Annotated in this window: 1 protein-coding gene; it reads left to right on the top strand. The window is 39.7% G+C overall.

Going from position 1 to position 310, the window contains the following annotated elements; all coding sequences use genetic code 11:
- Positions 1-15: 15 nt before the first annotated feature.
- Positions 16-310, top strand: a 295-nt coding sequence (locus tag ACO0K4_RS19680) for a hypothetical protein (protein ID WP_422958351.1), incomplete at its 3' end; no start/stop codon positions are given.

The following is a 310-nucleotide window of genomic DNA, read 5'->3' as shown; positions in this document are numbered from 1 at the left end:
ATTGAAGTGAATGAAATGGGTGAACTAGTTGTCACTGGTAGCTTAAATCATTATGCAACGCCAACTCTAGCTATCGACGTTACTATTACAGATGATTCTGGTATGGAGTCTGAAGCAGTGACTGTTATGCTTAATGTTGAAATTGACCCAATGGCTCATGCGCCAATGATTGATATGAATCAACGATTCAGAATCGACGAAAATGTGGCGTTAGGTACAACTATTGGTACACTTGCTTTCTCTGACCCAGATGCTGATGTTTCTCCGGTTGAAAGCTTTATTGTAACTGGTAGCTACTTAGTTTCAGTTA

This window comes from Undibacterium sp. RuTC16W, from assembly GCF_049339445.1.
GTDB lineage: Bacteria > Pseudomonadota > Gammaproteobacteria > Burkholderiales > Burkholderiaceae_D > Undibacterium.
The sequence above is the reverse complement of the archived record's forward strand: the minus strand, read 5'-3'. Positions and strand labels throughout refer to the sequence as shown.